This window comes from Kribbella albertanoniae, from assembly GCF_004348455.1.
GTDB lineage: Bacteria > Actinomycetota > Actinomycetes > Propionibacteriales > Kribbellaceae > Kribbella > Kribbella albertanoniae.
In genome coordinates this window covers 1-9382 of record NZ_SMKA01000337.1, presented here as the reverse complement: position 1 = coordinate 9382, position 9382 = coordinate 1, and the positions used below count along the sequence as shown (strand labels likewise).

At 67.5% G+C, this 9382-nt stretch carries 9 protein-coding genes; 4 read left to right on the top strand and 5 right to left on the bottom strand.

The window, feature by feature from the left end; genetic code table 11:
* Positions 1–9: 9 nt before the first annotated feature.
* The gene (locus tag E1261_RS40385; protein ID WP_132415042.1) at positions 10–1035 is read left to right on the top strand and encodes an aspartate-semialdehyde dehydrogenase; all 1026 of its coding nucleotides are present in this window, start codon (positions 10–12) and stop codon (positions 1033–1035) included.
* 362 nt (positions 1036–1397) lie between these two features.
* On the opposite strand, the gene E1261_RS40380 is transcribed toward E1261_RS40385, so the two are convergent.
* The gene (locus tag E1261_RS40380) at positions 1398–2996 is read right to left on the bottom strand and encodes a peptide-N4-asparagine amidase (RefSeq protein WP_132415041.1); all 1599 of its coding nucleotides are present in this window, start codon (positions 2994–2996) and stop codon (positions 1398–1400) included.
* A gap of 108 nt (positions 2997–3104) precedes the next feature.
* Between E1261_RS40380 and E1261_RS40375 the strand changes: the two genes are divergently transcribed.
* Positions 3105–4904, top strand: coding sequence for an AMP-dependent synthetase/ligase (locus E1261_RS40375; RefSeq protein WP_132415040.1), 1800 nt, complete (start codon positions 3105–3107; stop codon positions 4902–4904).
* Positions 4905–4911: 7 nt separating this feature from the next.
* Here E1261_RS40375 and E1261_RS40370 read toward each other — a convergent pair whose 3' ends face one another.
* From E1261_RS40370 to E1261_RS40355, 4 genes are all read right to left on the bottom strand, one after another.
* A complete protein-coding gene (locus tag E1261_RS40370; RefSeq protein WP_132415039.1) occupies positions 4912–5124 on the bottom strand; it encodes a DUF6458 family protein in 213 nt (70 codons plus the stop codon).
* An 82-nt stretch (positions 5125–5206) separates the two neighbouring features.
* Complete coding sequence (locus E1261_RS40365) at positions 5207–6220, bottom strand: hypothetical protein (RefSeq protein WP_132415038.1); 1014 nt, start codon at positions 6218–6220, stop codon at positions 5207–5209.
* Between the two features lie 59 nt (positions 6221–6279).
* Positions 6280–6744, bottom strand: coding sequence for a vitamin K epoxide reductase family protein (locus E1261_RS40360; RefSeq protein WP_132415037.1), 465 nt, complete (start codon positions 6742–6744; stop codon positions 6280–6282).
* On the bottom strand, positions 6745–7650 hold the full coding sequence (locus E1261_RS40355; RefSeq protein WP_132415036.1) for a DUF929 family protein: 906 nt from the start codon (positions 7648–7650) through the stop codon (positions 6745–6747).
* A 163-nt stretch (positions 7651–7813) separates the two neighbouring features.
* Here E1261_RS40355 and E1261_RS40350 point away from each other — a divergent pair, with 163 nt between their 5' ends.
* Together E1261_RS40350 and E1261_RS40345 are read left to right on the top strand one after the other, a co-directional pair.
* On the top strand, positions 7814–9034 hold the full coding sequence (locus E1261_RS40350; protein ID WP_132415035.1) for an MFS transporter: 1221 nt from the start codon (positions 7814–7816) through the stop codon (positions 9032–9034).
* A 38-nt stretch (positions 9035–9072) separates the two neighbouring features.
* Positions 9073–9382 (top strand): hypothetical protein (locus E1261_RS40345; RefSeq protein WP_132415034.1); only part of this gene is annotated, 310 nt, incomplete at its 3' end.

Genomic DNA, 9382 nt, shown 5'->3' with positions numbered 1-9382 from the left:
GGTCGGGGTATGCGAGTTGGAGTGTTTGGGGCTACGGGTCAGGTCGGGCGGGTTATGCGGGAGCTGCTGGTTGAGCGCTCGTTCCCGGTTGACGAGGTGCGGTATTTCGCGTCGGCGCGTTCGGCGGGGTCGAAGTTGCCGTTCGGGGATACCGAGATCACGGTCGAGGATTCGGCGACCGCTGACTTCGGGGGGCTGGAGCTGGCGTTGTTCTCGAACGGGAAGACGGCGTCGCTGGAGTTCGCGCCGCGGGTGGCTGCCGCGGGAGCTGTCGTGGTCGACAACTCGTCGGCCTGGCGGATGGATCCCGAGGTCCCGCTGGTCGTCTCCGAGGTGAACCCGGAGGACCTGAACCACCTGCCGAAGGGCATTGTCGCCAACCCGAACTGTACGACGATGGCCGCGATGCCGGTGCTGAAGCCGCTGCACGCGGCCGCCACGCTGACCCGGCTGGTGGTCTCGACCTATCAGGCCGTTTCAGGTTCCGGCGGTGTCGGGGTCAGCGAGTTGGAGGACCAGACCCGCGCGCTCGCCGAGGTCGGTGGCCGGCTGGCGCTCGGGACCGAGGGCATCACCCTGCCCGAGCCGAAGGTGTACGCCGGTCCGATCGCGTTCAACGTGCTCCCGCTGGCCGGGTCGATCGTTGCCGACGGCACCGGTGAGACCGACGAGGAGCAGAAGCTGCGCAACGAGAGCCGCAAGATCCTGCACCTGCCGGACCTCCCGGTCGCCGGGACCTGTGTCCGGGTGCCGGTCTTCACCGGCCACTCACTGAGCATCCACGCCGAGTTCGACCGCCCGATCACGCCCGCCGAGGCGATCGAGATCCTCGGTTCCGCGCCTGGCGTCGTACTGGCCGACCTGCCGACCCCGCTCCTCGCGGCCGGCCAGGACCCGTCGTACGTCGGCCGGATTCGTCAGGACCAGTCGGTCCCGGACGGACGCGGCCTCGTACTCTTCGTCTCCAACGACAACCTCCGCAAGGGCGCCGCGCTCAACGCCGTCCAGATCGCCGAGCTCCTCGCCGCCCGCTGACCCAGCACTCCGACCGCCCCAAGCTCGGTGGGCCGTCCCCACGAGCCGGTACGACGTTGAGCACGGCTCAACCATCCGCGCGGCCCGAATGTGGTTGACGCGTGCTCAAGGTGAGCCGGCCGCAGCCCCATTTCCCTCCCCGAACCAGTTTGGGGAAGGGGCTTCGGCGACCGTTCGCTGCAGGTCCCCTAACGTCCGAACAACCGGAGACCGGCCCTCCGATCCTTCGGACGTTAGCTGGGAGAGGCGGCTGACGTCCGAACGTCCGGAGGCGGGCCCTCCGGTCTTTCGGACATTGCGGCGAGGGCCGGACCACCATGCGATGGGTCGGCTTAGCAAAGTGCGGGTCCCGCGGCTGGCGGTCAGCAGCGGTGGAGGTCCTTGGTGTAGATACCGTTGACGGCTTGCAGGGTGTGGTCGTAGCAACCGTTCGCCCCGAAGGACTGGAAGCGGACGGTCTGGGTGCCGGTGGCGTGCCGCTGGTCCCGGGGGACGTTGTAGATCCAGGAGGCGCGGCCGTCGTAGGTCTCGTTGCTGGAGCCCTGCGTGGTCCGGATCTTGTCGTAGATCTTCAGATCCGTGACCACGTCGTACCCACCGGGGACCGTTGCGTTGGGCAAGAAAGTGAGCAGGCCGGTCTTGCCGTAGTCGAGATCGGTGAGTTCGACCTTGCCGCCTCTGGTGACGATCGAGGTGTCGCGCCAGTTGGCGTCGAGGCTGTCGTGGGTCTCACCGGCGGACCAGGTGTGCTCCGAGGTGTTGCGCAGGGTCCGCTGGACTGTCGTCCGGATCCGGCCGGCTGAGGTGTCGACATAGCCGCTGATCTTCAGCGTGCGAGAGGCCTTGGTGGACACGGATCCGGCCTGGTTCGGGGCGCCGGTCACCTGGTCGGACTTCGTCAGCGGCGCGACGTCGTACGAGGTGAGTGCACCATGAGTCTGACCGCGGTGCGGGTCGGTCCAGACGTGCAGGTTCGGGACGGTGAACCACCCGCTCTGACCAGCCGGTACGCCGTTGACGTGGACGCGGAACTCATGCGGTTTGCCGTCGGTGAGCAGTCCGGCGAACGGCGTCAGGTCGTAGATCAAGGGCTTGATGTCGAACGCACGCGGCGCGGGGGACGGGCGCCAGGAGTACGGGTTCGACCAGCCGCCGGTGTAGATGTACGGGTAGGGGAGCGCGATCCCGGCCGGCTTGCCGTCGATCGACACGTCCACCTCCCGGTACGGCGATCCGTCCGGGCAGGAATAGCCCGTCTCCGCGGGGGCCGACGTGTCCCAGAATTCTTCGCAGCCGCCACCCGAACCGGTCACGTACACCTCGCCGAGGAGACGAGTCGTGTTCCGCGGGAGCGTCGCCGTACCGATGAGGTCGGATTCTTCGCGGCGCTGGTCCTGCAGGGGCAGTACGACGTTCGCCGTCTTGGCGGCGGGGACCCGGCGGCCCGTGCTGTAGAAGTCGAGCGTGACGGTGATGTCCAGTACGCCGGTGTAGGTCTCGTTGACGACGTTGCCGAGCTCCATCACGACGGGCTGCGACTTGGTGAGCAGCGGGGCGTAGGAGGTGACGTCCTTTTCAACATCCCAGGCGATGCCGTCGGCGCTCGGCTCCGGGGTCGAGGTGCGGAAGACGCCGACGCCGCCGATCGTGATGTGGCCGAGGCGGTCGTACTGGACGCCTTTCACCTCGCCGTGCATCCGCAGGACGACCTTCGACCACGGGCCCTGGCAGTCGGCCGGGGGCGTGTAGGTGGACTGGTACGGGTCGAAGTTTCGGAAGCCGTGCCGGACGATCTGCACCTGGCAGTGCTTGGTGTCCGGTACGGCGATCGCGGGCACCGGGGTGCGCGGATCGTCGTAGTCGGTGCCGAACTCGGAGGGGGGCGGGGCCGCTGCCGCAGGGGTAAGTTGAGCCAGCAGCAGAGCGGAGAGTGAGAGAAGGGCCACAGGCCGTATGCGCATGTTGCGGAAACGTAATCGAGAAGGTCGCGGTGGGCAAGCGAGTGGCATGGCCAGCGGGCGGACCTTGCATTACTGTCCAGTTCACTTGACCCCCGATGGAGGCCATCGATGAACGCTGTGCTCAGCAACCGCAAGGAAACCATGGCCCAGATGTTCCTGGACCGGGTCGCGGCGACGCCGCAGCGCGAGGCATTCCGGTACCCGTCCGGCGACGGCTGGAAGTCCGTGACCTGGGCCGAGACCGAGGCGCTGACCCGCCGCCGCGCGGCCGGCCTGATCGCGCTCGGCGTCGAGGCCGAGCAGCGCGTCGCCATCGCCGCGAGTACCCGGATCGAGTGGGTCGAGTGCTTCGTGGCCGGCATCCTCGCCGCGACCCCGACGACCACGATCTACCCGACCACCATGTCGGACGACGTCGCGTACATCGTCGCGGACGCCGACGTCCAGGTGATCTTCGCCGAGAACGCCGAGCAGGTCGACAAGCTGCGCGCGCACAAGGCCCAGATGCCGTCGCTGCGCAAGGTCGTGCTGATCGACGGCACGCCGGTCACGGAGGACGGCGACTGGGTCATCACGCTCGCCGATCTCGATGCGCTCGGGGAGTCGCGGCTCGCGGAGGTGGACGAGCGGATCGCCCAGGTCCGGCCCGATCACCTGTGCACGCTGATCTACACCTCCGGCACGACCGGCCGGCCGAAGGGTGTCCGGCTCCCGCACTCGGTCTGGACGTACGAGGGTGCGGCGGTCGAGGAGACCGGCGTACTGAGTCAGGACGACCTGCAGTTCCTGTGGCTGCCGCTGTCGCACGTGTTCGGTCAGGTGCTGCTCGCGGTCCAGTTCCAGCTCGGGTTCGCGACCGCGATCGACGGGCGGATCGACAAGATCGTCGAGAACGCCGCGATCGTCCAGCCGACGTTCATGGCCGCGGCGCCGCGCATCTTCGAGAAGGCGCACGCCCGGATCAAGACGATGATCGCCGCCGAGGGTGGTGTGAAGGCCAAGCTCTTCGACTGGGCCTTCGGTGTCGGTGCTCGTGCCTCCGCACTGCGGCAGAAGGGTTCCGAGCCGTCCGGCCTGCTGGCCGCCCAGCTCGCGGTTGCCGACAAGCTCGTGCTCTCCAAGATCCGCGCCCGCTTCGGCGGCCGCATCCGCTTCTTCGTCTCCGGCTCCGCGGCCCTGGACAAGCAGCTCGCCGAGTGGTTCCACGCCGCCGGCCTGCTGATCCTCGAGGGCTACGGCCTGTCCGAGACCGCTGCCGGATCCTCGCTGAACCGGCCGGACAACTACCGCCTCGGCAGCGTCGGCCCGCCCTTCGCCGGCACCGAGATCAAGATCGCCGAGGACGGCGAGATCCTGATCAAGGGCGACGGCGTGATGAGCGGCTACCACAACCTCCCCGAGCAGACCGCCGACGTGATGAGCGGCGACGGCTGGTTCCACAGCGGCGACATCGGTCACTTCGAGGACGGCTTCCTCTTCATCACCGACCGCAAGAAGGACCTCTTCAAGACCTCCGGCGGCAAGTACGTCGCCCCTCAGGTGATCGAGGGCCGCTTCAAGACGCTCTGCCCGTACGCCAGCCAGTTCGTTGTCCACGGCAACAAGCGCAACTTCGTCTCGGCCCTGATCACCCTCGACCCGGACGCCATCACCGGCTGGGCCGACGCGAACGGCCTGGCCGGCAAGTCCTACGCCGAGATCGTCACCTCCCCGGCCGCCGAGGCCATGGTCCAGGGCTACGTCGACGAACTCAACGCCGGCCTGAACCGCTGGGAAACCATCAAGAAGTTCGCCATCCTCGACCGCGACCTCACGGTCGAGTCCGGCGAAATGACCCCCAGCCTCAAGCTCAAGCGCAAGTACGTCGAAACCCAGTACGCCGACGTCCTCGACGACCTGTACAAGTAGCGGAGGTCTACTCCTCGTAGCGGCGTTGCTCGGTGACGGAGGTGTGAGTGGCGCGGGAGCGTTGGCTGGTGATGAGCACGGCCATGATCAGGCCCAACGCTCCGGCGCCCATCAGGATGTAGCCGACGACTGTGAGGTCGACGCCGCTGATGCGGTCGGAGACGGCGAACGAAAGGATGCCTCCGACCGCGAGCAAGAACACGGACACGCCGATACCCATGGCGTCCTCCTTGCAGAAACCTGTGGGCTGGACAGCTATGCGGTACCCCGTCGGCGTGTCTCGCTAAACGATCAGCCGTCGGCTAGCTGCACTTGTAGACGAGGGCTCGGTTGTTGCCGATGGTGGGGTCGTAGCCGGCGGCGGTCCACGGAGCATCGCGGTTGAAGATTCGGGTCAGGTAGGTGTTGGCGGGCAGCGCGGTCCGGGTGCCGTTCGCGCGGATGAGGACCGAGGGAACTTCGAACTGCTCACGGCCCGCGGTGACGAGGTCGCCGGAGGAGTTGATGTCGGCGACGTAGTCCTCGATCTGGGTGGTTCGGTGGGTGCGGGTGTTCCAGACGAAGCCGGCCGGCTCCCAACTGTTGCCGCCACCGCCGAGCCAGGGCCCTTCGATGGTGCGGATCGAGACAGGTTCCTGGTTGGGGCCGGTGATGCGCTGCGGGCGGCGGTTCCAGGAAGTCCACAGGTAGGCGTGGGGTTCGTTCACGCTCTGCTTGCTGCCTTGTCCGCTGATGCGTCCGTCCTCGGCGATGGTGTCCACCGAGAAGATGTCCACACCTGAGGGTTGGGGGAGGCTCTGCGGGCGGCCCCCGGCGGGCCAGACGAACGGGGGATAGGTCTCGCTGTTCGGGTCCCAGGTCTGGCCCACGAAGTCCTTGCGCCGGTTCATGCTGCTGATGTGCGCGATCTGGAAGTTCTCCGGGACCGGCAGGATCTTGTAGGTGTCAGCCTGGGCCGAGTAGAGCCAGTGTTCGGTGGCCTCCGGCGTGGTGGTGCGGCCCACGACGAAGCCGTCCTCGTTGACCGCGTACCCGTACGAGTCGCCGTCGGGCCGCGAGCCCAACCAGCGCGGTACACCGTCGACCCAGAGCAGCCCCTGGGACGAGCTCCGGTCGAGGCGGGAGGCGTGGCCGAGGATGTAGCGGCCGGAGCGAGACGCGCCCCTGACGTAGCTACCGGGATAGGTTTCCACGTCGGCCGGCAGTTCGAGAAGCGTGCGGGTGCACGACTCCGTAGGAGCGGCGGTGGCCGGTACGGCGTGGAAGGCGGTGACGAGTAGCGCAGTGGCAGAGACGGCTGCCAACTGTCGAATCATGTGGTTCCCCCAGACGGATGAGCAATGAGCCCAAAGAGTCTCACCCGTCAGGGGCAACCTCAGTCTTCCAGTGGTGGCAGGGCTGTTCGGATGACGACCAGGGCGAAGAGCACCAGGGTGAGGGCGTGGACGACCGTGCACCACAGGCAGATGGCGTTGATGCGGAAGAGTTCGGCCCACACCAGGTAGAGGACGAAGACGACGCCGACCACGACGCCGGCCAGCCGGGCGCGCGACGGCCACGGGGACGCCGTACGCCAAAAAGCCGGCACCGACAGGGCGGTCATGCCGATGAAGAACAGCAGACCGAGCAGAGCGACCGGTACGCCGAACAGCTTTGAGTACTGCGACGACGTCACCTTCACGCAGTTGACGACACCGCTATCGGGGCAGGCGAGCGTCGTACCGGCCGTGAAATGTTCGTAGGTGAGGTAGGCCGAGACCAGAACGCCGATCGCGGAGAGGGATAGGACCAGCCAGGGGATCACGCCCAGGGACGATCCCCGGGCGGTTGTCGTGGTCATTCAGCTCTTCCCGAGCTTGCCGGCGGCGGCCTTGACGGCGTCCGTGCTGCAGACGTTGGCCGGCTGGTTGTTGGTCAACTGGCAGAGGGCCGCGGTGTAGACGTTGGCCGAACCGTCGACCGCCTTGGCGATCGGGCTCGATGCGTCCTTCAGGGACTCCGCGATCTCGGCCTGGTTCTTGCCGGCCAGGATCTCCGGGCTGAACGTTGCGCCGGATCCAACGAACTTCCCGCCCAGATCGACGAACGGGATCGACCCACCGCTCTTCACGTACGGCGGGGCGTTGTAGGTCTGGAAGGTCTTCTGGTCCTCGGCACTCGGGGTGTCCAGCGGCTTGTACTGGCCGTCGGCGCCCTTCTCGTTGGTCGTCGTCTCGAGACCGGTGAAGGACAGGTACTGACTCGTGTACTTCGCGCCGTGGTACGACAGCGTCGGGGTGTTCGGGAACACGTCGTCCGCCGCGGAGTGCGTCGTACCGAGATTCTGGAACGTCCCGAACCGGGCCAGCGCGACCGACACCGGCCACCGCTCGGCCGCGCAGTACGGGCAGAACTCAGCGCCGATGTAGAGCACCTTCGGCTTGCCGTCGGCGGTCAGCGGGGGAGCGGTGATCGCGGACGGCGCGGCCTGCACGTCGTCGCTGCCGACCTTCGCGAAGGTCTCGGCCGGGATCGAACTGAGCGCGGCAACGATCTGCGCGTCGGCAGTCCCTGAAGGCCCGGTCGCAGTCTTGTCGCCGCCACCCGCGACCTTGATGATCACGAGCCCGCCAATCACCACCACGACGGCCACCACCGCGCCGACCGCGATCAGCAGCCGTTTGCGCCGCTCGGCCCGCTGCTGTTGTGCCCGCAACGCCGCCACTCGCTCACGCGCCTGAGCCTTCTGCTCGACCCGCCTGCTCATCCCGTATCTCCTGCCTGGTCACCAATTACAGAATCCCCCAAGAGCACAACTGCCGGTAACGCTCCGAAGTTCCGCACTAGTCCTTCTGTCCAGTCCGAAGGGAGGTTTCCACCAGGCTCGAATACTGCTCAGCAGGCCCCTGAAGCAACCTACGGTCAGGCGTATGGCGGGCGCTGTGAGCTATCGAGACGTGTTCCGGGTACCGGAATTCCGCGCAATGTGGCTGGCTGAGTTGCAGTCGGTCGCAGGCGATCAACTGGCGCGCGTCGCCCTGTCCGTGCTCGTCTTTGCCGACACCGGCTCGGCCGCGCTGACCGGCCTGACCTACGCGCTGACGTTCGTCCCGTCCCTGCTCGGGGGCGTCTTCCTCACGGGCCTCGCCGACCGCTTCCCGCGCCGCGACCTGATCCTCTGGATCGACGGTCTACGCGGCTGCCTGATCCTCCTGGTCGCGATCCCGGCAATGCCGTTCTGGTCGTTGTGCGTGCTCGTCGGCATCGTCTCCCTGCTCCAACCAGTCTTCAAATCGGCCCAGCTCGCCCTGCTCCCCGACGTACTCGGCGAAGAACGCTTCAGCACCGGTATGGCGATCCGCAGCATCACCATCCAGTCCGCCCAGATGGCCGGCTTCGCGGGCGGCGGCCTGCTGATCGCAGTCTTCAACCCGTACGTCGTTCTGGTGCTCGACGCACTCACCTTCTTCGGCTCCGCGATCCTGATCCGCCTCCGCCTGCAACACCGCCCAGCCGCCCGTACGGCTCCTGAGCCGGGAGCACGCGGCTCATCGATCGGCCAAACCTGGGGCCTGCTCTTCGCCGACCGCGGTATGCGCGCCCTCGTCCTGATGCTGTGGCTGATGGCCCTCGTCGCCGTCTACGAAGGCATGGCCGCCCCGTACGCCGCTCTGTTCGGCGGCAGCGCAGTCACCGTCGGCATCATCCTGGCCGCGGACCCTCTCGGCAGCGTCATCGGCGCCTTCCTCTTCAGCAAGTTCGTCCCCGAACACCGCCGCCCCGGCCTGCTCGGCCCCCTCTCCATCGCCGCCGCAGCCCCGGTCGCCCTCTGCCTCCTGCACCCCAACATCGTCATCTCAGTCCTCCTCTTCGTCATCGCCGGCGCCTTCGGAACCATCGTCGTCATGCAAACCACCACCTCCATGACACTCCGCCTCCCCGACGCCCGCCGAGGCCAAGCCATCGGCATGTCCAACTCCGGCCTCACCACCGCCACCGGCATCAGCCCCCTCCTGGCCGGCATCCTCTCCGACAAAACCAACGCAGCCACCGCCATCGGCTGGTTCGGCCTGGCCGGCACCGCCGCCGCCGTACTCCTCGCCCTCGCCTGGCGCCGCGCCGAACGCACAACCCCAGTCCAGACCCCCTGAGCTCGGCGGAACGCTGATCCGGCACGTGGCGTCGTACCGTGGTGAAGGTGCTGCGGCGGTTCTGGCGTTACCTCGGGTCGGACGGCGGAAGCATGCCGTACGGCGTGATGGGCGTGACGCTTGGTGTGATCGGGATTGTGTTTGCGGTGCTGGCGGATGGCGCGGTGGGGGTGCGGGCCGGCTATGCGCTTGAGTTGTTGTGGGTGTTGGGACTCGTCGCGGTGATGCGGCGGGTTCGGCCGCGGCTGTTGCTGACGTCCGGGATCGGGTGGGTGGCGGCGATGGTGATCTCCAGTACGGCGGTGCCGGCGGAGCGGGGTGTGCCGGTGGGGCTGATGGTGGGGGCGG

Excerpts from the sequence above, each read along its gene's own strand:
- E1261_RS40370 (WP_132415039.1), bottom strand. The coding sequence starts at position 5,124 with ATGGGTATCGGCGTGTCCGTGTTCTTGCTCGCGGTCGGAGGCATCCTT.
- E1261_RS40375 (WP_132415040.1), top strand. The coding sequence starts at position 3,105 with ATGAACGCTGTGCTCAGCAACCGCAAGGAAACCATGGCCCAGATGTTC.
- E1261_RS40365 (WP_132415038.1), bottom strand. The coding sequence starts at position 6,220 with ATGATTCGACAGTTGGCAGCCGTCTCTGCCACTGCGCTACTCGTCACC.
- E1261_RS40360 (WP_132415037.1), bottom strand. The coding sequence starts at position 6,744 with ATGACCACGACAACCGCCCGGGGATCGTCCCTGGGCGTGATCCCCTGG.
- E1261_RS40380 (WP_132415041.1), bottom strand. The coding sequence starts at position 2,996 with ATGCGCATACGGCCTGTGGCCCTTCTCTCACTCTCCGCTCTGCTGCTG.
- E1261_RS40350 (WP_132415035.1), top strand. The coding sequence starts at position 7,814 with ATGGCGGGCGCTGTGAGCTATCGAGACGTGTTCCGGGTACCGGAATTC.
- E1261_RS40385 (WP_132415042.1), top strand. The coding sequence starts at position 10 with ATGCGAGTTGGAGTGTTTGGGGCTACGGGTCAGGTCGGGCGGGTTATG.
- E1261_RS40355 (WP_132415036.1), bottom strand. The coding sequence starts at position 7,650 with ATGAGCAGGCGGGTCGAGCAGAAGGCTCAGGCGCGTGAGCGAGTGGCG.